General features: G+C 51.8%; 20 protein-coding genes. 13 read left to right on the top strand and 7 right to left on the bottom strand.

Translation table 11 applies throughout. The features are described 5' to 3' along the window. Positions 1–114 precede the first annotated feature (114 nt). On the top strand, positions 115–675 hold the full coding sequence (locus tag NP589_RS01075) for a FlgO family outer membrane protein (protein ID WP_064009232.1): 561 nt from the start codon (positions 115–117) through the stop codon (positions 673–675). A gap of 119 nt (positions 676–794) precedes the next feature. On the opposite strand, the gene NP589_RS01080 is transcribed toward NP589_RS01075, so the two are convergent. Then, entirely contained in the window at positions 795–1,811 is a 1,017-nt protein-coding gene (locus tag NP589_RS01080) for an asparaginase (protein ID WP_256605284.1), read from the bottom strand. A gap of 56 nt (positions 1,812–1,867) precedes the next feature. On the opposite strand from NP589_RS01080, the gene NP589_RS01085 reads away from it, so the two are divergent. From NP589_RS01085 to phoU, 6 genes are all read left to right on the top strand, one after another. After that, the gene (locus NP589_RS01085) at positions 1,868–2,374 is read left to right on the top strand and encodes a dihydrofolate reductase (RefSeq protein WP_256605285.1); all 507 of its coding nucleotides are present in this window, start codon (positions 1,868–1,870) and stop codon (positions 2,372–2,374) included. A gap of 119 nt (positions 2,375–2,493) precedes the next feature. After that, positions 2,494–3,483, top strand: a complete 990-nt coding sequence (locus tag NP589_RS01090) for a PstS family phosphate ABC transporter substrate-binding protein (protein WP_256605286.1) — start codon at positions 2,494–2,496, stop codon at positions 3,481–3,483. A 216-nt stretch (positions 3,484–3,699) separates the two neighbouring features. Next, positions 3,700–5,979, top strand: a complete 2,280-nt coding sequence (locus NP589_RS01095; protein WP_256605287.1) for an ABC transporter permease subunit — start codon at positions 3,700–3,702, stop codon at positions 5,977–5,979. Continuing rightward, positions 5,976–7,631 (top strand): phosphate ABC transporter permease PstA, encoded by a 1,656-nt coding sequence (gene pstA / locus NP589_RS01100; protein WP_256605288.1) that lies wholly within the window; start codon positions 5,976–5,978, stop codon positions 7,629–7,631. The genes NP589_RS01095 and pstA overlap by 4 nt, the downstream gene beginning before the upstream one ends. A gap of 36 nt (positions 7,632–7,667) precedes the next feature. Further along, positions 7,668–8,501 (top strand): phosphate ABC transporter ATP-binding protein PstB, encoded by an 834-nt coding sequence (gene pstB, locus NP589_RS01105; RefSeq protein ID WP_064009226.1) that lies wholly within the window; start codon positions 7,668–7,670, stop codon positions 8,499–8,501. 10 nt (positions 8,502–8,511) lie between these two features. Then, positions 8,512–9,231, top strand: a complete 720-nt coding sequence (gene phoU, locus NP589_RS01110; protein ID WP_036272619.1) for a phosphate signaling complex protein PhoU — start codon at positions 8,512–8,514, stop codon at positions 9,229–9,231. A gap of 48 nt (positions 9,232–9,279) precedes the next feature. Here phoU and NP589_RS01115 read toward each other — a convergent pair whose 3' ends face one another. The 4 genes from NP589_RS01115 to NP589_RS01130 form a co-directional block, all read right to left on the bottom strand. Further along, a complete protein-coding gene (locus NP589_RS01115; RefSeq protein ID WP_256605289.1) occupies positions 9,280–9,783 on the bottom strand; it encodes a YfiR family protein in 504 nt (167 codons plus the stop codon). A 63-nt stretch (positions 9,784–9,846) separates the two neighbouring features. Further along, entirely contained in the window at positions 9,847–11,835 is a 1,989-nt protein-coding gene (locus tag NP589_RS01120; RefSeq protein ID WP_256605290.1) for a TOL_0244 family TonB-dependent receptor, read from the bottom strand. A 98-nt stretch (positions 11,836–11,933) separates the two neighbouring features. After that, positions 11,934–12,551, bottom strand: coding sequence for a class I SAM-dependent methyltransferase (locus NP589_RS01125; protein ID WP_256605291.1), 618 nt, complete (start codon positions 12,549–12,551; stop codon positions 11,934–11,936). A 6-nt stretch (positions 12,552–12,557) separates the two neighbouring features. Then, entirely contained in the window at positions 12,558–13,529 is a 972-nt protein-coding gene (locus tag NP589_RS01130; RefSeq protein WP_256605292.1) for a Tim44 domain-containing protein, read from the bottom strand. Positions 13,530–13,701: 172 nt separating this feature from the next. Between NP589_RS01130 and NP589_RS01135 the strand changes: the two genes are divergently transcribed. From NP589_RS01135 to NP589_RS01160, 6 genes are all read left to right on the top strand, one after another. Further along, entirely contained in the window at positions 13,702–14,067 is a 366-nt protein-coding gene (locus tag NP589_RS01135) for a hypothetical protein (RefSeq protein ID WP_256605293.1), read from the top strand. A 129-nt stretch (positions 14,068–14,196) separates the two neighbouring features. Next, positions 14,197–15,507 (top strand): TolC family protein, encoded by a 1,311-nt coding sequence (locus NP589_RS01140; protein ID WP_256605294.1) that lies wholly within the window; start codon positions 14,197–14,199, stop codon positions 15,505–15,507. Further along, positions 15,504–16,595, top strand: coding sequence for an efflux RND transporter periplasmic adaptor subunit (locus tag NP589_RS01145; protein WP_256605295.1), 1,092 nt, complete (start codon positions 15,504–15,506; stop codon positions 16,593–16,595). Before NP589_RS01140 ends, NP589_RS01145 begins: the two co-directional genes overlap by 4 nt. Next, positions 16,595–19,657 (top strand): efflux RND transporter permease subunit, encoded by a 3,063-nt coding sequence (locus tag NP589_RS01150; RefSeq protein WP_256605296.1) that lies wholly within the window; start codon positions 16,595–16,597, stop codon positions 19,655–19,657. The genes NP589_RS01145 and NP589_RS01150 overlap by 1 nt, the downstream gene beginning before the upstream one ends. Beyond that, the gene (locus NP589_RS01155) at positions 19,654–19,959 is read left to right on the top strand and encodes a DUF3240 family protein (RefSeq protein ID WP_256605297.1); all 306 of its coding nucleotides are present in this window, start codon (positions 19,654–19,656) and stop codon (positions 19,957–19,959) included. Before NP589_RS01150 ends, NP589_RS01155 begins: the two co-directional genes overlap by 4 nt. Positions 19,960–20,057: 98 nt before the next feature. After that, entirely contained in the window at positions 20,058–20,771 is a 714-nt protein-coding gene (locus NP589_RS01160) for a DUF3240 family protein (protein WP_064009217.1), read from the top strand. Positions 20,772–20,852: 81 nt separating this feature from the next. Here the strand turns inward: NP589_RS01160 and fdxA are convergent, their stop codons facing one another. Both fdxA and fusA read right to left on the bottom strand, forming a co-directional pair. Then, positions 20,853–21,176: a ferredoxin FdxA gene (gene fdxA / locus NP589_RS01165; RefSeq protein ID WP_020484239.1), complete on the bottom strand. Its 324-nt coding sequence runs from the start codon at positions 21,174–21,176 to the stop codon at positions 20,853–20,855. A 149-nt stretch (positions 21,177–21,325) separates the two neighbouring features. After that, positions 21,326–23,431, bottom strand: a complete 2,106-nt coding sequence (gene fusA / locus NP589_RS01170; protein WP_064035787.1) for an elongation factor G — start codon at positions 23,429–23,431, stop codon at positions 21,326–21,328. Positions 23,432–23,526: the final 95 nt, after the last annotated feature.

Below are 23,526 nucleotides of genomic sequence, written 5' to 3' on the forward strand. Positions count from 1 at the left end.
GTCGCTCAAGCAATTCCCCAGCGCAATGCTGTGTGCGGTACGGTAGTAAATTAGATTGACTCGCTTGCCGTTTTAAGCTCTGATAACTTAAATAATTACGAGAGGAGAGGCCTTATGGTTAACAAAAAGACGATGGTGCTGATGCTGTTGGCGCTGATCATGTTGAGCGGTTGCAGCCGGGTGTTTCGCGCTAGTGACACCAAAGACGACGATTTGATCGAGGTAAGCTACGAGGCGGTGGACCAACTGATTCTCGATTTACGCGAACCCTTACCCAAGGGCAGCTTGGTCGTTATCAATTCGCTGGTTAATGTCGGCGAACTAGAACAAACTTTGGCGTTTGGCCGAATTGTCTCCGATCAAATCTCCTCGGCCTTTCACCGCTCAGGTTACCGGGTGATGGGTATGGAGCTGCCTACCGAAATTTTTGCTAAAAACGATTCGGGCATCCTGCAACTTCCTGATAAAACCAAGGAAGCTTTAAATAATGTCGGCGCTAAAGCCGTCGTTATTGGTTCGTTTGCGCCAGGCTACAATAACGTCTACGTTTCGCTAAGGGTTGTAGACATCGCCAGCCAGAACGTAATTTCCTCCACCGACTATTCTGTGTCGATGGGGCCGGATGCCAAGGTTTTGGTTAAAAAACCGCAACCCCCCACACCTGCCAAGCCATAGCATTCAAACCTTAAGCGGATTGCCATTCGGCAATCCGCTCCACGCTGACACCCTGGTCGTCAGACTTCCTTGGATTCTGCGATTGCAGAGCATCGGCCTTTTGTAAAAATCCAGCCGTATTACAGTTGTTCGTGAGCCAAGTTTCGTACTAATAATGCGTAGATTGCCTGCGGCGTGTCGAAATTGCCGTAAGCCAATAGCAATTTAGCGTAAGCGGCTTCCAGCGAAGTATTCCAGATCATTTCCGCGCCACAATCCAACAGTTCCCGAGTAGAGGCATAGGCGCTTTCCGAATACAGCGCCGGCGCTAGATAAATTTTGATGCCCCGCCCTGCGCAGCGTTTGACGAACTCGACCAGGCTGTATTGCTCTCCAGCCGCGCTAGACGCGCAGGCCGTGCCGGAATGGTAAAGGTCGTGTAGCACAGCATCGACGGCGTCGAGATTGTATGTTGAGTAGTCAAGGCCGGGATAAGGTCTGATTAACAAAATTCGTTTGGAAAAGTCGGGTTTAAGCGCAATTGATGATAGCTCGCTTGGCGCCAAATTTTGCAGGGATTGAAATTGCCCGTTTTCCAAGCGCATCCAGGCCTGCGACTGCACGCTGATGAAATCGCTACTTAAGGGCAGGCAGGACGACAGGCGGGCACCGAGATGAATCTGCATGACTTGCCCCGGATTTCGATACGGCACAAACACGCCGGCCAGATCGAGTTGGCGGATAAATTCTACCGCACACAGAAAGTTCGCCACGCCGTTGGCTTGCGGGTTATCCAGCGGCAGGTCGCTGGAAACCAGCAGCAGTGGAATCGACAGACCATTGAAATATAGACTTAGCGCCGCTGCGCTAAATGCTAGGCTGTCCGTACCGTGAGTGACGATGATGCCGTCGAATTGGCCTAGATCCTCGCCTTCAATCGCAGCGATGATTTGCGGCCAGTGGCTGGGATGCAGGTTTTCGCTGAGAATCTGCAAGGGCTGTAAGGTTTTGAAGTTTACCGAATCCGGCTTGGGGTCTTGTTCGGTAAAGCGTTGTAATAACTTAAAACCGGCATTGCCGTCGGTATTCATGGTGTCGCCGCTAAGCTGCGAACCTATGGTGCCGCCGGTAAACACCAGCAGGATGTTTTTCTTCATAAACGATGGTTTCTAGTATGATGTTTTGCTTACAAAGCCCATCTTAAACACTCTGCATGAAAATATCACTGATCGTGGCGATGGCCAGTAATCGCGCCATTGGCCTGAACGGCCAAATGCCCTGGCATCTCTCGGCCGACTTGAAACGCTTCAAACAAATCACCATGGGTACGCCGATCTTGATGGGCCGTAAAACGTTTGAGGCCATCGGTCGGCCTTTGCCGGGACGGGAGAACATCATTATTAGCCGCGACCCGAATTATCAACAGCCTGGTTGCCGGGTGTTTACCGGCATCGATAGCGTGTTGCAAAACTATACCGATAGCCCGGAATTATTCGTGATTGGCGGCGCCACCTTGTATGAAGCAATGCTGTCGTATGCCGATTATTTGTACCTGACCGAAATCCACAAAACTTTCGTGGGCGACACCTTTTTCCCGGAGATCGATGTCAGTCAATGGCGGGAAGTTGCCAGGGACGATGTTAAAAACGATCAAACCGTTGATTTTACCTATAGTTTTTTAAAGCTGGAAAACATCCGGGTTGGTTCTAGCGGGTACTAGATTTTGGCGGCCGGTCAGAATTGGGTGTTTTTGTCATAAAACTGTCATATTTGCTTCATACTATTGTCACGCTAGGTTGGCAATATGAATCTTAAGTTTTAAACATTTCGAGAAAATATATGAAAAATACATTCAAGCTGAAATCGCTGGTTTTAGGATTTGGTTTTGCATCGGCTGCTTTGGTCGGCGGTGAAGCAGTGGCGGCTCCCGCGACATTGGATCCGGCTTTGCCCGAATATGCGGCAGCCAGTGGCGTGTCCGGCAACATCTCCAGCGTTGGCTCGGATACTTTAGCTAATTTGATGACCTTGTGGGCCGAAGAATTCGGCAAGATTTACCCCAACGTCAACATTCAGATTCAAGCAGCCGGTTCTTCGACCGCGCCGCCGGCTTTGACCGAAGGCACCTCTAATCTGGGTCCGATGAGTCGGAAAATGAAAGACAATGAAATCGACGATTTCGAAAGCAAATACGGTTACAAACCTACCGCAGTTCCGGTTGCTATCGACGCGCTGGCGGTTTTTGTTAACAAGGACAACCCGGTTAAAGGTTTAAGCATTCCGCAAGTCGATGCGATTTTGTCCTCAACCCGTAAATGCGGTTATGCCACCGACATCACCACTTGGGGCCAAGCCGGCCTGACTGGCGGTTGGGCAAGCAAACCTATTCAGCTGTATGGCCGTAACTCGGTGTCCGGTACTTACGGTTTCTTCAAAGACGAAGCGCTGTGCAAAGGCGATTTCAAAAGCAACGTCAACGAACAGCCTGGTTCCGCTTCGGTCGTGCAATCGGTCACTACATCTGCAAACGGCATCGGCTATTCCGGTATCGGTTATTCCACCTCGGGTGTAAAAGCCGTACCTTTGGCCTTGAAAGACGGTCAGCCGTTTGTTGAAGCTTCTCCTGAGAACGCTACATCAGGTGCGTACCCGCTGTCTCGTTTCTTGTACGTTTACGTCAACAAAAAACCTAACGAGCCTCTGGCCCCTATGGAAAAAGAGTTCATCAAAATGGTGTTGTCTAAGACCGGCCAACAAGTCGTTATCAAGGACGGCTATATTCCGCTGCCCGCCAAGGCCGTAGAAAAAGCCTTGACGCTGATTCAGTAATTACATCAGCCAAGGATGTCTGATCAAGGGACAATTCTGCATGGACGCAGCAAGGGATTGGCTAATAGAAACAATGTCATTACCTCCTCTCGCCAAAGTAGTGGCGGATGATCTTGTATAATATCAAGCCGATAATTCCTAAGATTTATCGGCTTTTTTGTCTCTGAATGCGTTGCGATTGTTCGGCGCAGCTTTGTTAACCAACGATACCTTGTTATGACTGAAGCTCATCCTACTCAAGCGAAAGCCACGCTGTTCCAGACAGCGACTAGCGACCGTTATCAGCGCTGGCGGCTGGTAAAAGACAAGATGGTCGCGCGCGGCGTGGTAGCCGGCGGTTTGAGCATTATCCTCGCCGTGGTGTTGATCTTTTTTTACCTATTGTATGTGGTTTTTCCGATATTGCTGCCATCCCACGCGGAAGCGGTCGGCCGTTACGACGTGCCCGAGCAGGCTTTGGGCAATACCGTCTTCTTGTCGATGGAAGAGCAAAACGAAGTGGCGGTACGTTTTACCGACACCGGCAAAGCGATATTTTTTAGCGTTACCACCGGTCAGCCCATTCGCGTGGACGCGTTGCCTATTCCAGAAAACGCGCAAATTACCAGTTACGCTCATGGTGGTGTCGATAAAGGCGTGATCGCCTTTGGTTTGTCGGACGGCCGCGCCGTGGTCGTCAAACATGATTACAAATTGTCTTATCCAAACGGCAAGCGGGCAATTACTCCCGCTATTCAATATCCGCTCGGCGCCGAACCCTTGGTGGTGGATAAACAAGGCCAGGCGTTAACCAAGCTGGCGGTGAAGTTAGGCGATAAAAACAGCACTTTGCTGGCAAAAACCGCTGATAACCGTATGGTGTTGAGTAGTCTAAGTAAAAAAGAATCGCTGTTCGACGACGAAGGCTCTTGGGAAGCCACCGATTCGGTGATCGAGATGGCGGCTGAGGATGTAGATTTCATCCTTTTGGATAAAGAGCTGCGCAATCTGTATCTGGCCAGCCGTAGCGGCGATTTAACCGTGGTCGATATTCTCGACAAGAGCAAACCCGAGATCAAACACAAACTGAACGTGCTGAACCAAGGCGTGCAAATCAGCAGCATGGAGTTTTTGAACGGCGATATTTCTCTGCTGATAGGCGATACGAGCGGCGTGATGGCACAATGGTCCATGGTCCGCGATCAGCAAAACCATTTCAGTATTGAAAAACTGCGTGCCTTTAAAGTATCCGATGCACCGATTATTACCATCAATCCGGAACAGCGCCGCAAGGGTATGCTGGCGGCAGACGCCAACGGCGAGATCGGTATATATAGTTCCACCGCCGAACGGGAATTGATCAAGGAAAAAATCGCCGGCGGAAAACCTGTGTCCGTCACCTTGTCGCCACGCGCCAATGCCATGTTACTGCAAACCGAAGACGGCAAAATCAATCATTGGACTATTGAAAACGAACACCCGGAAGTATCCTGGAGTTCGTTATGGAACAAGGTTTGGTACGAAAGTTATCCCAAGCCCGATTACATCTGGCAATCATCCGCAGCCAGCAACGATTTCGAACCGAAAATGAGTTTGACGCCGCTGGTGTTCGGGACCTTAAAAGCCTCGTTCTACGCGATGTTGATGGGTGTGCCGCTGGCCTTGTTCGGCGCGATTTATACCGGTTATTTCATGGCGCCGAGCGTGCGTCAGTATGTAAAGCCGGGGGTGGAAATCATGGGCGCATTGCCGACCGTGATTTTGGGCTTTTTGGCCGGTTTGTGGCTGGCGCCTTTCGTGGAAGCCAATCTCACCGGGATTTTTGCGTTATTGATGATCGTGCCGCTGTCCGTGATGGTTTTTGCCTATTTTTGGCAATTCTTACCGGAACAAGCTCGCCACAAAATTCCCGACGGTTGGGATGCGGTAGTACTGATCCCGGTGGTGATATTCGGCGCCTGGCTGTCTTTTCAGCTAAGCCCGTCCATCGAAGCCTTGTGCTTTAACGGCGATTTACGGACCTGGATGCGCGAGGAATTTGGCATCGGCTACGATCAGCGCAACACGCTGGTAGTCGGTTTGGCTATGGGTTTTGCGGTGATCCCTATGATTTTTTCCATTGCCGAAGACGCGATTTTCAGCGTACCGAAGCATTTGACCACCGGTTCTTTGGCGCTGGGCGCTACGCCCTGGCAAACCATGACCAAGGTGGTGTTGCTGACTGCCAGCCCCGGTATTTTCTCGGCGATCATGATCGGTTTCGGCCGCGCGGTCGGCGAGACGATGATCGTGCTGATGGCCACCGGCAACACTGCGGTGATGGATTTGAGCATCTTCCAGGGTCTGCGCACACTGTCGGCTAATATCGCGGTGGAAATGCCCGAATCGGAAGTGAATAGCACTCACTATCGCGTGTTGTTCCTGGCGGCCCTGGTGCTGTTCATGTTCACTTTTGTAGTCAACACGCTGGCTGAAGTTATTCGGCAGAATCTAAGACAAAAATACAGCTCATTATGATGAAAGCATGGTTTAAGAGCGGTTCGCCCTGGATATGGATGACCGCCGGCGCGGTCAGTTTGAATCTGATATTGGTGGTGGGCTTGCTGCTGTTGATTGCGGTGAGGGGCTTGGGACATTTCTGGCCGGCCGACATCATCGAATATCGCTACCAAGATCGCGATGGCCCGGAGAGCGCCATTATCGGCGAAGCAGTGGCCACGTCGCTATTGCCCGCCGCGCAAGCCAGGGCCGCTGGGCATGAGTTGCTGGATAACGGCGAATACCTGGTGCAGCATCTGGTAAAAACCGGTAATCGCGATATTCTCGGTAGCGATTTTCGCTGGATTCAGCAGCAATATATCCACGGCCAATCCACACCGGACGATTTGATCATGGTCGAACGCCGCGAGTGGGGTAATTTCTATGGCCGATTGCTGGCGGTTAAGGAAGACGGCGCGGTAATCGCCCAAGGCGAGCAGGCCTGGCAGGTGGCGCAACAGAAACTGGCGACAGTGCTGAATCAGCACGACGAAATCGATAGTTTGCAGGATCACGAAGTCGGTGCGATCAACTATGAACTGGAGCGTCTGCGCTTGAAGCAGCGTGGGCTGGAACTGAAAAACGCCTGGAACGAGGCGGCCAAGCAAGAATTTGCCGCGCAAAAGCAGACTTACGAAAAACAATACCAAGTCATCCAGCAGCAAATCGGCAAGTTGAGCAAGGAAAGCAAACGCTACAGCCTGGTGGTTGCCGAAGCCGGAAACAAAGAAATTACTTTGCCCTTGAACCGAGTCGTCAAACTGACACGGCCTAATACGATGAGCGTGCTGGACAAATGTATCGAATACGTCGGTAATTTCGCCACGTTTGTCAGCGACGAACCGCGCGAAGCCAACACCGAGGGTGGTATTTTTCCGGCCATTTTCGGTACCGTGTTGATGGTGATGCTGATGGCGGTCGTCGTCACGCCGTTCGGGGTAATCGCGGCGGTTTATCTGCGCGAATATGCCAAGCAGGGTTTTATTACCCGCGTGATCCGAATTGCCGTTAACAATCTGGCTGGCGTACCGTCCATCGTTTACGGTGTGTTTGGTTTGGGTTTTTTCGTGTATATCATCGGCGGCAATATCGACCGCTTGTTTTTCCCGGAAGCGGCGCCCGCACCGGTTTTCGGTACGCCCGGTTTGTTGTGGGCCTCGTTGACGCTGGCGTTGATGACTTTGCCTGTGGTGATCGTTGCCACAGAAGAAGGTTTGTCGCGGATTCCTAAATCAATTCGGGAAGGCAGTTTGGCGCTGGGCGCCACCAAAGCCGAAACCCTGTGGCGCACGGTATTGCCGATGGCCAGTCCGGCGATCATGACCGGCCTGATTTTAGCGGTGGCGCGCGCCGCCGGAGAAGTAGCGCCTTTGATGCTGGTCGGTGTAGTAAAACTGGCGCCGACCTTGCCTTTGGACGGCAATTTCCCCTATCTGCATCTGGATAGAAAGTTTATGCATTTAGGGTTTCATATTTACGACGTCGGCTTTCAGAGCCCTAATGTCGAAGCAGCCAGACCCCTGGTTTACGCGACGTCCCTGCTACTGGTGATGGTGATTATTGGTCTGAATATGTTCGCTATCTCGATACGTAACAATTTGCGGGAAAAATACCGCGCCCTGGAAAATTAAATTCGCATATCCATCCGGAAGACTGGACCCTATACCATGACAACAGCCCAAAAGAATACCCACGCCATTGACATTAGCGCGTTGAAAAGGGAAGACAGAAAAAGTGTTGAGCAGTTGGAAACCTGCATCAAAGTCGAAAATCTGGATTTGTTCTACGGCCAGAAGCAGGCCTTGCACAGCGTGAATATGGAAATGCCGCACAAGAAGGTGACCGCCTATATCGGTCCCAGCGGTTGCGGTAAATCGACGCTGTTGCGCTGTATCAACCGCATGAACGATCTGGTCGACGGCGTGACTATCAAAGGCAAGATTCTGCTGGATGGCGATGATATTTACGATAAATCGGTGAATGTCGCTGCTTTGCGCCGGCGAGTGGGGATGGTGTTTCAAAAACCCAATCCGTTTCCGAAAACCATCTACGAAAACGTCGCCTACGGCCTAAGGATTCAAGGCATCAATGACCGGCGCATTCTCGACGAAGTGGTCGAAAAGTCCTTGCGTGGCGCCGCGCTATGGGATGAGATGAAAGATCGCTTGAACGACAATGCCTTGGGTATGTCCGGCGGTCAGCAGCAAAGGTTGGTGATTGCTCGGGCGATTGCCATCGAGCCGGAAGTGATCCTATTGGACGAGCCGGCCTCAGCACTGGATCCAATCTCGACCTTGAAAATCGAAGAATTGATTAACGAATTGAAGGAAAAATATACGATAGTGATCGTCACCCACAACATGCAGCAGGCGGCGCGGGTATCCGACTTCACCGCCTTCATGTACATGGGCGAATTAATCGAATTTGGTGAAACCAGCGAGTTGTTTACCAATCCGGCGAAAAAACAAACAGAAGATTACATTACCGGCAGGTACGGCTAGGAGGTAGACAATGGATAACAGCAAAATCAAACAGCACATTTCCCGTCAATTCAACGAGGAGATGGAAGATATTCGCAACAAAGTGCTGACCATGGGCGGTCTGGTGGAGCAGCAAGTTGATCTGGCGACCAAGGCTTTCATGGGTAACGACATGGAAAATGCCGAGAAAGTGGTGCAGCAGGATCAGTATGTCAACGAGATGGAAAAAGACATCGACCACGAGTGCACCGAAATCATGGCCAAGCGCCAGCCGGCAGCTTTTGACTTACGCATGTTGATTGCTACCATCAAAATCATCACCGACCTGGAACGCATCGGCGACGAAGCGGCACGTATCGCCAAAATGACCATGCGTCTGGAGGGTGCCGATTATTACCAAGACAAGTACTATGAAATCGAACATCTGCTGAATTTGGTCAAGGACATGCTGAACGGCGCCTTGGATGCCTATGCCCGAAACGATGTCGAGGAAGTGATTGCCATTACCGAACAGGATGCCAAGGTTGACCGGGAATACACCAGCATCACCCGGCAGTTGATCACACAGATGATGGAAAACCCGCGTAACATCACCAGAGCCCTGGATATGTTGTGGGCCGCTCGCGCCCTGGAACGGATCGGCGATCACTCCTGCAATGTCTGCGAGCAAGTGATATACATGGTGAAAGGCAAGGATGTACGCCATCTCAGCCGGGAAGAACTGGAACGTACTGTTAATTCGGTGCGTTAGTTGATGACATTGGCTTGCGCGGCTGCGGGATGGCGGTTAGTGACAGCGTCAATCAATCAGCCGCGAACTGCGCAAAAGTTTGGAACTAATCGCCAGCCCTGTTCGCGTTACATTTTTTAGTTGTATAACCGGTTGAACACGAAGGCCGTCGTTAGCCAGGCGGATCATGCCGCCACGGTGTTCGAAATCGGCAATGTCGCTGACCGTCAACACCGGAAAAGGTCTGACAAATTCCATGGTCGCCGCGAGAATTCTTTCCTGTTGCGCCGGGATATAAATCACTTGGCATTCGTGTAATTGATCGGGGATTGGGTCGATAATCAGCCGAATCGGTAAATCGTTTACCCGCTCACCTTCGATCAGCTTTGCCAGTACGCCGGTGACCGGCGAGTTGGCGTAACTGCAAAACAGAAAGGCCTTATTGGACGTCGGCCAGGTAATGAAGTAAGCAAAGTTATACAGATAGGCTGCTTTGAGTTCCGTCTCGTTAAAGCGCGGCTCGTCTGCTCTGGCCGATTGCAGCGGCGGTAAACAGCCCAACAATAGTAGCAATAGACACCGCCGCGCAACTGCGCGGGTGTTTGCCAAGACCGTGTGTAGGCTCGGATACCGCATCTAGTAGCGCACCGTGGCTTTAAGATAGTAATTGCGTTCGAATTCGCTACTGATCACGGCGTTGTCTATATAGGGGCTGAACTCCAGGTGTCGGTTGTCCAGCAAATTCTGTGCACCGACAGCCAGTTCGAAATGCAGATTCGGCTGCCAGCCCAAGCGCAAATCCAGACGATGATAGGCCGGCACCTGATTGATCAAGTGGTCGGTGTAATACCAATGCGCATCGAATTCCAATTGATACGGCAGATTAAAGTAGGAGCTGAGATTGAAACGGTTGCGGGCGCTATTGCCTTCAGCGACTGTTGCGGCACTGTCCAGGCTGCCATCGCGTTGGTGCAAGGCAATCGCAAACAGGCTGTAACTACCTTGTAATCGCCAGCGTTCGGAAACCCGCCAATTCAGTGCTGTTTCCCAACCGTAGGCTTCGCCGTTCGCCTTGTTGGCGATCAGAAACGGGATAGTGATGTTATCCCCGTTTACAAGCGGTGTTTGCGGTTCGGTGGTGCTGAGCCGGCCGTAATCGCTATAAAACAGCGTGGTATCCAGGTTAAACGCGTCGCTGGGGAAAAATCGGTAACCCAGCTCGTAACTAATCGCGCTTTCCGAGTCGAAATTATCGTCTCCCATCACGTTGGCAGTGGTGCCGGGCCCCACATTGAACAACACATTCACATCGTGATCGACCCGTGCCGGTACCCTCACCGCTCGAGACACAGCACCCCACACGCTGTGCTGCCGATTGGGCAGCCACAATAACCGGGCGGAAGGCTGGATCTCAAAACCGGTGAAATCGTTGTGTTCAACTTTACTGCCGTATATCAAGCGCAGCTCGTCTGCAAGAAATCGCCATTCGTCTTGAGCAAAGACGTTGAACAAATGTACATCGCGTTGGGTTGGGTCGAAACGCAGCAAGGCCTGTTTTTGTGTCAGTTGATCGCTATTGAATCGATAACCGGCACCCCATGTCACGTTGTGGGCGCGCCAACTAAAATCATGCTGTAGATCCAGGTCGAAGGTGCTGCGCCGATAATCCAGTCGACTTTGGTTGCGGACGGCATGGTCGAAATAACTGCGGATTTGCAGGCGGCTGTCGTTTTCCAGGGTTTGTTGCCAGCGCAACAACAAGTTGCCGCCATATTTTTTTGTGCTGTCGGGGCTAATTGGCGAAACCGGATCAAGGCTATTCAGCGATTGCTGCATCTCGCCATTGAAGTAATCGCCCTGCACGATCAAGTTTTTGCGGGCGTCCGGGGTCCAGTCGCTGCGAAAACCGGCACGGCCCATATCCAGGCTGTCGTTGGCTTTTTCGCCGTTGCCGAAATGAAAGTCCTCGCGATGGTTGTATTTACCGTAGACTCGATAATTAAAATCCGGACTGAGGTGACCGCCATAACGAAATGTTCCTAATCCGGGTTCTTCCTTGCTGGTGCCGCCTGACAGCAATACGCCTTGCGATTCCTGAGCGGAACGCGTAACGATATTGATGACACCGTTGACGGCGTTGGAGCCCCACAGCGTTGCGCCGGGACCTCGAATTACCTCGATACGGTCTATGTCTTCCAGCGGGTAGTCCTGCTCGTTCCAGTAAACGCCTGAGTTCAGCGGATCGTAAACGGTGCGCCCATCCATCATCACCAATAGCTTGTTGGCATTGATGCCGTTAAAGCCACGACTACTGATCGCCCACTGATTGGCATCCACTCTTGCGACTTCCAGGCCGGGCACCTTACGCAGCAGTTCCGGTATCGATTGCATCCCGGAACGCCTGATTTCTTCATGGCTGATGACGAATACCGCCGATGGGGTTTCGCTGATCGGTTGTTGGTTTTTTGAGGCGATGGAAACGGTAGTCGCACTCAACTCCTGGAGAGATAAGGCTTTTAGATGAGATAGGGTATCGTCCGCCCCGGCTGGGGCGGCGGTCCGCAGGGCAATACAGAAAAGCGCTAAGCGCTGAATTTTGTTTACCGATTTTAACTTATTTGCCATAACTTCCGTCATTTACGCCCGATTAAGCACGTGTGCATTGTAGACGGCGGCGATTAAATAGTAAAAACCGCCCTATTCGGCGGGTTTACCGTGAAGATTTATTTGATGGCGCGGATCAGTTTGATCATGTCGCTGCTGGCGGGATCGACGAATATTTTTTGGAACGGGCAAGCTTGCACGCTTTTTAAAGTTTGCCGATTGATATTGGCGCCCAAGGTGTTCACAACCAGCGGGTTGAACAAATTCATCAGCATAGCCAGGACTTTATTGGCGCTTAATACGTGTTCCAGCAGCAGCACTTGGCCGCCGGGTTTGCAAACGCGATAGAGCTCCTTCAAGCCTTTTCTGGGTTTCGGTACAGAACAGAATACAAAGCTGGCGATGACCGTGTCGAAACTGTTATCGGCATAATCCAGAGCCTGTACATCCATCAAAGCCAGATCAACGGCAATTTGTTTGCGCTGTTGTTTACGGCGAGCCATTTCCAGCATTTTCGGGCTGAAGTCGATACCGGTGATTCGGGCGTCTTCAGGGTAGAACGGGAAGTTTTTCCCCGTCCCCACCCCTACTTCCAAAACGTGGGCACCGCTAACTTGCGACCAGAGTTTTTTACGTAAACGGCGAAACAGCAAGCCTTCCAGAAAGCCTTCCAGGCCATCGAAATAAGGCGCCAGCCTGTCGTAGCGCTGCCTGACTTTAGTGCTGTCCGCCGTCATGCCGGCTTATTCCGCAAATTGCTGAATGCCGTCCAGGAACCAGCGGGTTTGTTTGCTGTTTATGGGTTTGACGAAATGCCATACTTCTTTGATGGGCTCGGCTTTACCACCGTCTTCGATGATCAGTGCGTCGAACATGACCACCGCTTCCAGTTCCGTGCCGGCTTCGCGGACATCAAGTAATTCGGCGTTGAGTTTCAGCACGTCGGTTTTGTTGCTGTCACTGGATGCTTGCAATTGCTCTTGAATTTCCACAAATACCTTGTCGGTGGTTAAGCCGCGGATTTCCGCCAAGTCGCGATTGTCCCAAGCTGCTTGCAAGTGACGGTACGCACTTTCCGCACCGCTTAAAAAGGCGCGCTGATCGAATCCTGCCGGCAGGTTGTTGGCATCGAAACTAGCGGGCTGTTGATAGTCATTGTTGCTTGATCCTGCTGTCCTGCCTTTTTTGAACAGTACATCGGTATCGAAACCCGAGCGGGCGGCTGCCGGCTGCTGGTTCTCGCGATAATAATTTTGCGATTCCGCTGGTTGCGAGTGAGCGGGTCCGTAACCGGTCGGCGCGGCGGGTTGCTGACGTGATCTGGCCGCAAACAAGCGATACAGCAGATAGGCGACGCCGGCAAACAGCAACATGTCCATCAGATTGATGTTTTCGAATGCACCGCCGAAGAACAAGGAGCCCAATAGACCGCCTAAAGCCAAGCCGCCCAGCATGCCCATCAGGCCGCCGCGACCTGCCCAGTTTTGTCTGGCTGTTTGATTTTGTGCGGCCGCTTGCTGTTGGCTAGCCGAACGGGTCGGCTGGCTGCTGGCTCCGCCTGGTGAGGTGGAGCGTTGAAAAGGCGTGCTATAGCTCGGTTTGCTACCGAAAGACTTTCCGCCGCCCATGCGTTTGGCCTGAGCTTCCTGGACACTGCCTAGCAGTAAGGCCAGCGCAATGAATAATGTTGCCAAGGTACCGATCTTTCTGTTCATAGGAATGTTTGCCTAAAGTGAATAAATGTATGCCGATAATCGGGGTAAAATCGTGTAATTCAAGTAGAATAGCCTTTCGCATTGCCCTATACAACCGCCGTCTACTGATTAACGACACCTCACAGACATTCTGAAAACATAAATGGTTGCATATTTGCGTCAATTTCTAGTTATGTTTTTGCTGCTTTTGCAAGTGGCGGCGCCGTTGGTGCATGCCCATGTCGGTAGAGATGCCATGCAGGGAGGTCTGCATTTGCACGAATTCGAGGCGCTGCATATCCATTATGATGACGACCCCGGATTTATGGCTGTCGATCACGATCTGCAAATTCAAAATAGTATTGTCAATTTGGGCTCCGCGATCAAACAGCAGCAATGGCTGGACAGGCTGACGCCGGTTTTCTATCTGATGCTTAGCTTAGTTCCCGATTTGGCAATTATGCGCCAAATCGATGGCGTAAATTTTTCTCCGCATATTCCGCTGTTCGCGCCCGACCCCTTACTCAGTCACAATCCATCCCGCGCGCCGCCGCTCTGAAAGGGGTAGGCTCTGCTGTCTCAGCAGGCTTAGTTAACACGTAGCAGCCCCTCGTCCCGAAAATTGGCCAAAAGTCCCTTCAGGCCTTTGGCTGCTCAGCCCTATTCAATTATTGCTTTGGAGTGCTCCATGAATGGATACCGTTATCTAAAATGCGGTTTACCTGTTTTACTGCTGGTTACGGCGCCTTGCCTTGCCGAAATAAATCCTGTCGGAGAGAGCTTAGCGGCGACTCGCGGCGAAAAGTTTTCGGAAAATTTGATTGTCGAGCACATGGATCCCATAGAGACCGATCAATCGTTGAGCTTGTCGCAATTAATCGAAATAACCCTGGAAAAATACCCGGATCGCCTGGTTGGCGAAGCCTTGGCCCAGGAAGCCAACGCCTTGGCCGAACGCAGTGATGCTTGGGTGGCCGGCTCCACGGCTGTGGGTTTAAATTATATGGATGACCGAATTGCCGACGACCTGGGTTCGCGCGAGGCATCCGCTCAAGTCGAAATCACTACCTGGAAATGGGGGCAGCGCGATGCCGGTCAGGCCGTGGCGGAACGGGCTGACGTTTCCGCGCAAAAGCAATCGGCCGCGGTCAAACTGGAAGTTACGCGCTTGATCAGGGACGCCTTGTGGAATATGGAAATTGCCAATATCGGTTTACAACAGGCGCAAAATGCCTTGTCGATCTCCGAGCAATTAATGAAAAAAGTCGAGCGCCGGGTCGAGCTGGGCGATTTGCCGCGCGCCGATTTACTGCTGGCCAAGGGCGAATATCTGCAAAATCGGGCGTTGGTAACCCAAGCCGAGGCGGAGGTGATGCATAGCCGTAAAGCCTATGCCAGCTTGACTACTTTGTCGCGGGTGCCGGGCAATTATCAGGAAAAATTAAGCGATATTAGCTCGGTGACCAGTAACCATCCGATGCTGGAAGCTATAAATGCCATCATCGACCGCAAACAGGCGGAAATCGAATGGACCAAAACCACTGATCCTATCAATCAACCCAAGCTCAGTGTAGGCGCGAAAAGCCAGCGGGATGGCCGCAGTGGGCAAGACATCGAGAGTGTCGGCGTCGGCGTGGTGATGCTGTTCGGCGGCGAGGCATATAACGCGCCGGAAATCGCGAAGGTGAATCTGGAGCTGAACAATGCCAAGGCGCAACGCGAGCATCTTTACCGGCAATTGGAGAAAAATCTGCACGAAGCCGAACATGCTCTGGAAGTGACGCGGGCGGAGCTGGTGATCGCCAATGAATTGAAACAAATCGCCGAAACCCATCTGAAAATGACCGAAATCAGCTTTTCCGCCGGCGAAATCAACCTGTTGGATCTCTTAAAAATTCAGGCCCGCAGTCTGGAAGCGATTCGCAACGCCAAATTGCAAGAGGTTAAATTACAGCGCAACATAGCGTTCTACAATCAAGCGGTAGGCATACAGCCATGAGGTGGCTAATCTTCGGCCTGTTATTGGCGCAGGCGTCAAGTGTGTTTGCTCAAGACGCACAGATCAAGATTACTCAGCAACAGATCGACAATTTGGACATCAAAGTCGCGCAGCTTACCGCTAGCAGGCTGATTCCCTTGTTTTACGCTCCCGGCAAAGTGGTGGTGCCGGCTGACCGGGAGGTGTTGATCAGTAGTAGTCAGCCCGGTCTGGTCACTCAATTGCCGGTCAATATCGGCGACAAGGTACACAAAGGCCAGCTTTTGGCACAGTTGCACAGCCCGGAACTCGTCGGCTTGCAACAAGCATTTTTAACTGCCGCTAGCGAATTGAATTTATCGGGCCAGGAGCGCAGCCGCGATCAAAAATTATTGCAAGAAGGCGTGATTGCGCAGCGGCGCTGGCAGGAAACCCAAATGGTGCACAGCAGCAAATCGGCCAAGGCCGACGAAGCCCGGCAATTATTGTTGTTGGCCGGCATGTCGGCCGCCGAGATTAAAGGTTTGGGTCAAAGCCATAAGCTGGACAATCGTTTGACTATTCGTGCGCCGATTGACGGGGTGGTGCTGGAACGTCTGACCAATTTGGGCGCGCGCCTGGATGTGCAGGCGCCGCTGTATCGGATTGCTGATTTGTCTGAACTGTGGCTGGAAATCAATATTCCGCAGGAGCGCTTGAGCGGTATTCGGCTCGGCGATTCGGTGCGACTGAAAGGCAGCGAGATCACTGCCAAAATTAGTCTGCTAGGCCAAAGCGTCGACCACGACAATCAGACGGTATTGGCCAGGGCGGTGATAGACGGCAAAGCCGAGGGTTTACGCGTGGGACAGAACGTCAATGCGCAGATCATGCAAAACAGCGCAGAGACCGGTTTCACTGTACCCAATACCGCAATAGCGCAGAACGAAGGGCACGCCTATGTGTTCGTACGCAATCAAGACGGTTTCGTGGTGACCGAAGTGACTGTCACCGGTAAACAGGATGCCAATTCCTTGATCAGCGGACCGTTGTCCGGCAACGAGCAAATCGCAGTAAAAGGCGCGGTGGCCTTGAAAGCCAATTGGTTAGGTTTGGGAGGCGGCGAATAATGGCCGGGTTAATTCGCTTTGCGTTGACCCAACGGTTGTTGATTCTACTGGGCGTACTGCTGCTTATGGGCGGCGGCTATTATGCGGTTAAACATATTCCCATCGATGCCTTTCCCGAGGTGTCGCCGACGCAGGTCAAGATCATCGTCAAAGCCAACGGCATGACGCCGGAAGAAGTGGAAGCAAGAATTACCGCGCCGATTGAAGTTGAATTGTTGGGCATTCCGCATCAAACCATGCTGCGCTCGCTGGCTAAATATGCCATTACCGATATTACGCTGGACTTTGAAGAAGGCACCGACATTTACTGGGCCAGACAACAAGTCGCGGAGCGGCTGAACGCCTTGTGGGGTAACTTACCGGAAGGTGTGCAAGGCGGCATCGCGCCGATGACCACGCCGCTGGGAGAGATGTTCATGTTCGCTATTGAGGGTGGCGATTTAACGCTGATGCAACGGCGAGAATTACTGGATTGGACCATCCGCCCTGCTCTGCGTACCGTAAGCGGAGTGGCGGATGTGAATGCGCTGGGCGGGCTGGTGCGCAGCTTTGAAGTGGTGCCTGACAATATTCGCATGGCGTCTCGAAATATCGATACCCAGCAATTGAAAGCGGCTTTGCAAAATAATAATCGCAACGACGGCGCCGGTCGGCTCACCGAAGGCGAGGAGGCGCTGATTGTGCGCGCCGAAGGCCGTATCAAGAACGAGCAGGATGTGAAGGCCATTGTGGTGGCGCAACACGAGGGCTTGCCGACTCGAGTGGAAGATATTGCCGAGGTAAGAATCGGTGCGTTGACCCGATATGGCGCGGTTAGTAAGGACGGCAACGGCGAAGCCGTGACAGCCGTCGTACTTAGTTTACGCGGTGCCAATGCCCGGAAGACCATCGAGCAACTGGAAAGCAAGTTGGCGGAGTTGCAGCCGAGTTTGCCGGAAGGTGTGCGCCTGAATGTATTTTACAACCGTGGCGTGTTGGTGGGTAAAGCGGTAAATACCGTATCCAAGGCTTTGCTGGAAGCCATCGTTTTGGTAGTGGTGTTGCTGATTTTGTTTTTAGGCGATTTGCGCGCGGCGTTGACGGTGGCATTGGCCTTGCCATTGGCGGCGTTGGTGACCTTCATCCTAATGCACGCGTTTGGTATGTCGGCGAACCTGATGAGCCTGGGGGGGTTGGCCATAGCTATCGGGATGTTGGTGGACGGCGCGGTGGTGGTCGTGGAAAACGTGATTACTCAACTGGCCGATCATCAAAAGGCCGAAAGGTTACCGCGATTGCACCTGATTTATCGCGCCACCCGCGAAGTGGCGGTGCCGGTTACTTCGGGCATATTGATCATCATCATCGTGTTCTTGCCGCTGCTGACCTTGCAGGGCCTGGAAGGCAAGCTGTTCGGGCCGGTGGCGATGACTATCGTATTTGCGTTAAGCGGTTCGCTGATTTTGTCATTAACCGTGATTCCGGTGCTGGCTTCGTTGTTGCTGAAACAGGTGTCGCATGAGGAGCCCTGGTTGCCGCGCAAACTGTTGCAGTGGTATCAGCCCGTTCTGGCCTGGTGTTTGGCTAACAGCAAAAAAGTCTTTATCGGCGCCGGCGCCATGTTGGTGGCAAGCGTATTGGTATTCACCCAAATCGGCAGTACCTTCATGCCGACGATGGACGAGGGTGACATTATCGTGCAGTTGGAAAAATTGCCGTCAATCACTTTGCTGGATTCGGTGGCCTTGGACAGTCGGGTACAGAAAAACATCCTTGAGCATATCCCGGAAGTACAGACTGTGGTTTCCAGGGTCGGCACCGACGAGCTGGGTTTGGACCCGATGAGCTTGAACGATACCGACACTTTTCTGATCCTGAAGCCCAAATCGGATTGGCGGATGGAAACCAAGGAAGAGCTGATCGAGGAAATCCGGAAAATTATGGATCACACGCCGGGGATTGCATTCGGTTTTACACAGCCTATCGAAATGCGGGTTTCGGAAATGTTGACCGGCACTCGCGGTGATGTGGCGATCAAATTGTTCGGCGCCGATCTGGATACTTTGAATCATAAAGCGGAGCAAATTGAAACGGTGCTGAAGACCATTCCCGGCGCCAGCGACGTGTTTACTCGTAAAAATGAGGGCATGCAGTTTCTCCAGCTTAGTATTGATCGAGAAGCTGCCGGCCGTTTCGGGCTAGATAGTAATAGCATTGAAGATATGTTGCGTGCGCAGATTGAAGGCGTGCAACTGGGTATTGTGCAGGAAGGCAACAAGCGCACACCTTTGCTGCTGCGCGGGGATAGCAACACCGCCAACTTCGATAATTTACAAATCAGCTTGCCGAACGGTGACCATGTGCCGATTACCGCCGTGGCCAAGATTCAAGCGGTGGAGGGTGTCGTCTCGATAGACCGGGAAAAAGGCCAGCGTTTCGTGGTGATTCGCAGCAATGTAGAAGGTCGCGATTTGGTCGGGTTTGTCGAGGAGGCGCGGAAGGCGGTTGCTGAACGCGTCAAATTACCCAGTGGTTTTCACGTTGAATTTGGCGGGCAGTTTGAAAATCAGCAACGCGCTTCCGCGCGTCTTTCTCTGGTGATTCCATTATCGTTAGGTTTGATATTTTTGTTGCTGTTTTCCACGTTCGGCTCGGTGCGGCAGGCGGTGTTGGTGCTGTCCAATATCCCGTTGGCAATGATAGGCGGCGTGTTCGCTCTTTGGTTGTCCGGTGAATATTTGTCGGTGCCGGCTTCGGTGGGATTCATCGCCCTGCTCGGCATCGCGGTATTAAACGGGGTGGTGATGGTCAGCTATTTTAATCAGTTGTGCGCGACCGGTATGGAATTGTCGCGGGTTGTGATTATCGGCTCCGGGCGGCGGTTGCGGCCGGTACTGATGACGGCTAGCATCGCCGCGTTTGGTTTGATTCCGCTGCTGTTCGCGTCGGGACCGGGCTCGGAAATTCAGCGGCCGCTGGCTATCGTGGTCACCGGTGGTTTGCTGTCTTCGACTTTGTTAACCCTAATCTTGTTGCCGATACTTTATCAACTATTCGGCCGCCATCCGGAGCATTGCAAATGAGTCACGAAGCATTTTTACTGACAGTGAATGTGCCGCCCAGCCTGGAAGAGGCGCTGGTCGATTGTTTACTGTCATTGGAATGGTGGCAGGGCTTCACCAGTTTTCCGGCCAATGTTCACGATCACAATCAGCAGGGTTTGTCGCTGGCAGAGCAGGTCGCCGGGCATCAACGCAAAATTCGTTTTCAACTGTATGTCGAAAGACAAAACATTTCCGCATTATTGACTAAGCTAAAGGCGGATTTTACCGGTTCCGGACTTCATTATTGGCTGGTACCGGCTATCGAACAAGGCATCATCTAAGCATAAAGTATGCAGAAATGTACTGGGGATGCTACAGTTCAGGAAAACAGCGGTTAAACATTTTTGAATGAGCTATTTTTCTTGCCACACATAGCCCTATGAACATTTTTTTGCGACGAATTCCTGCTAATACCAGGCATACTGAAATTTCCGAATTTGTGGCCCCTGCTTTGAAAAGTGGCTTGTTCAGAAAATCCGGCCGTATAGTCGATGTGGAGATTCTGGCCTTACAGGATACCCGCATAGGCACTATCGAATACCACGGGGTGGTAACGCTGGATTCCGAACTATCCGTGCAAAGAGTCATTAAAGGTTTAAAAAATCGGCGCTTTAACGGCAGAATGGTGGTGGTTAGGCCTTATTACCATCGTAGTTGGTACAACGATCCGCGCCAAAATCAGACCCCGGTGTCTGCCGATATTATCGAAAAGCGTAAGGGCGACCGCAGGCGCGGTAAATATCTGCAAGTGATCAAAAATGCGTCTGATCGTTTTAACAGCGAAGACGATTTTTTCAGAACTGTCCATCATCAACAATTCTCCATTTCATTTATCGTACCGCCCGTCATGGAGGGGCCGATGATGGAGTGCCTGATCAGTTTTGAGGAAGAGCTGCTTAATAGCGATACAGGCGAGCACAAAATCACCAAATTTCTCACCGAAGCCGACGATGCCGATCAGCAAACCGCGCGTTTTCAGATTTATGCCGAGAAAATGGCTATTTCCGCCTTGCTGGAAAAATTGAAGTCCGAATTTGCCGGATCCGGTATCCATTACTGGATCATGCCGGTGGTGGAGAAGGGTGAAATTTAGCTATTAAGCGGGTGCTTTAACGATGGCTTGAACCAATACCCTTCAGGTTAGGAAGAGTATTGGTTCGGTAAATGACAGTTCTTACTTTTCCAATAACGCAAGTTTACCGGGTTTGCCGTTCCATTCGTCGGCGTCCGGCAGAGAGTCTTTCACTTCCGTAATGATAGGCCATTGTTTGGCCAGTTCCGCGTTCAGTGCCGCGAAGTGCTCTTGACCTTCGGGTAGCTCGTCTTCCGCGTGGATGGCGTTGGCTGGGCATTCGGGTTCGCACAGTGTGCAATCGATACATTCGTCAGGGTCTATAACCAGAAAATTGGGACCTTCATGAAAGCAATCGACGGGGCATACGTCAACACAGTCGGTAAATTTGCATTTGATGCAGTTTTCGGTGATTACAAAAGCCATATTGTTCTTCCAAGGTTAGGTAAATGAACAAGTTTCCGTACATGGCGGAAACTGTATGGTTAAAAATGCACCTGCCGCTTAACGCGGCAGGTGACTGATCGGCAATATTAAGCAGAGTAAGGGCCGAACAAGGTCGGCCCATATGATGCTTATTTGTCTTTGTTACGTTCTTTAACTTCTTTGATCACTTCTTCCGCGACGTTGCGAGGGCAAGCGGTGTAGTGCGAGAACTCCATGGAGAACTGGCCGCGACCTGAGGTCATGGTACGCAAATCGCCAATGTAACCGAACATATCGCTCAGCGGTACATCGGCTTTGATACGTACACCGGTAATGCCGGCATCTTGCGATTTGATCATGCCGCGGCGACGGTTCAAGTCGCCGATCACGTCACCGACGTGTGCATCCGGGGTGAACACGTCGACTTTCATGATCGGTTCCAGCAATTGCGGATTACCTTTCGGAATAGATTGGCGATACGCGGCGCGTGCAGCGATTTCGAAAGCGATGGACGAGGAGTCAACGGCGTGGAAGCCACCGTCGGTCAAGATCACTTTGAAGTCCAAGCAAGGGAAGCCTGCCAATACACCTTTGTCGATACTGGCTTTAAAGCCTTTTTCAACAGCAGGCCAGTATTCGCGAGGTACGTTACCGCCGGTTACTTGTGATTCGAAAACAAAACCGCTGCCTGGCTCGCCCGGCTCGATCACATAATCGATTTTCGCGTATTGACCGGAACCGCCCGATTGCTTTTTGTGGGTGTAGCTGTCTTCGATACGTTGGGTAATGGTTTCGCGATACGCAACCTGTGGTTTACCCACGTTGACGTCTACACCGTGGGTACGGCGCAAAATGTCGACTTTGATATCAAGGTGCAACTCGCCCATGCCTTTGATGATGGTTTCGCCGCTTTCTTGGTCGGTTTCGACGCGGAATGACGGATCTTCTTGAACCATCTTGCCGATCGCGATACCCATTTTTTCGTTGCTACCTTTGTCTTTAGGCGAAATCGCAATCGAGATAACTGGATCTGGGAATACCATCGGTTCCAGAGTAGCCGGTTGGTCTGGGTCGCACAAGGTGTGGCCTGTTTGCACGTTTTTCAGGCCAATCAATGCCACGATGTCGCCAGCCTGTGCGGTTTCGATCTCGTTGCGGTCATCGGCGTGCATTTCAACCATCCGACCGATACGCTCGGTTTTGCCGGTAAAGGTGTTCAACAAAGTGTCGCCTTTTTTGATACGGCCAGAGTAGATACGCACGAAGTTCAAGGCGCCGAAACGGTCGTCCATGATTTTGAAAACCAGTGCGCGCAATGGGCGGTCCGCGTCAACAATCGCGTGTTCGCCAGTAGGCACGCCTTCCAGGTCGGTTTCAGGTTGTGGATTAACTTCGGTTGGGTTCGGCAAATACTCGATCACGCCGTCTAGTACCAACTGCACACCTTTGTTTTTGAACGACGAGCCGCAGAACGTCGGGAAGAAATCCATCGCGATGGTGCCTTTGCGGATGCAATGTTTGATTTCTTCGATGGTAGGCTCTTCACCTTCCAGATATTTTTCCATGATGTCGTCGTCTTGATCAGCCACTTGGTCGATCAATTTCGCGCGCCATTCTTCGACTTGCTCTGCCATATCCGCAGGGACGTCTTTAATTTCGTATTTCAATGGGTCGCCGGAGTTATCCCACACCCAGGCTTTGCGAGTCAGCAAATCGACCACGCCGACAAAATTTTCTTCTTCGCCGATAGGTAAGGTCATCACAACCGGTTTTGCGCCCAATACTTGTTCGACCTGCTTTACGACGCGGTAGAAGTCGGCACCCATTCTGTCCAGTTTGTTGACGTAGATGACTCGAGAGACTTTGGAGTCGTTCGCATAACGCCAGTTGGTTTCGGATTGTGGCTCAACACCGCCGGAACCGCAGAATACACCCACGCCACCGTCCAGCACTTTCAAGGAACGATAAACTTCGATAGTAAAGTCAACGTGCCCAGGGGTGTCGATGATATTGAAACGGTGCGGTTGAAATTGGTTGGTACTGCCCGGCCAAAAACAGGTGGTCGCGGCCGATTGAATGGTGATGCCGCGTTCTTGCTCCTGCACCATGAAGTCTGTAGTCGCCGCGCCATCGTGCACTTCGCCGATTTTGTGGATTTTTCCGGTCAGCTTCAAAATCCGCTCGGTGGTAGTGGTTTTACCGGCATCGACGTGAGCGAAGATGCCGATGTTTCTGTAAAGCGATAGATCAGTCATGGTTATACTCTAAAAATGGACATAAAAACTTTTAAACCCCAGCACCATTGCCACGGTTGGTTGTGGATCACATAGCTGCTAGTCTAGCGAAATAT

The sequence above is a fragment of the Methylomonas rosea genome (assembly GCF_024505055.1).
Classification (GTDB): domain Bacteria; phylum Pseudomonadota; class Gammaproteobacteria; order Methylococcales; family Methylomonadaceae; genus Methylomonas; species Methylomonas rosea.